Origin of the sequence: Paenibacillus xylanilyticus, assembly GCF_013359935.1 — a bacterium.
Classification (GTDB): domain Bacteria; phylum Bacillota; class Bacilli; order Paenibacillales; family Paenibacillaceae; genus Paenibacillus; species Paenibacillus xylanilyticus.
Genome location: NZ_JABMCB010000017.1, coordinates 1 through 237, shown reverse-complemented (window position 1 = coordinate 237; position 237 = coordinate 1). Strand labels below are relative to the sequence as shown.

The 237-nt window shown below is 47.7% G+C and carries 1 rRNA gene; it reads left to right on the top strand.

From position 1 onward, the window contains the following. Positions 1 to 48: 48 nt before the first annotated feature. A 16S ribosomal RNA gene (locus tag HP552_RS00090) occupies positions 49 to 237 on the top strand; the annotation flags it as partial.

Genomic DNA, 237 nt, shown 5'->3' with positions numbered 1-237 from the left:
TTTTAATCTCGTCAGATTCAAAATGAGCTAATCGCTCTTTTCAATACTTTATTGGAGAGTTTGATCCTGGCTCAGGACGAACGCTGGCGGCATGCCTAATACATGCAAGTCGAGCGGACTTGAAGAGAAGCTTGCTTCTCTGATGGTTAGCGGCGGACGGGTGAGTAACACGTAGGCAACCTGCCCTCAAGCTTGGGACAACTACCGGAAACGGTAGCTAATACCGAATACTTGCTT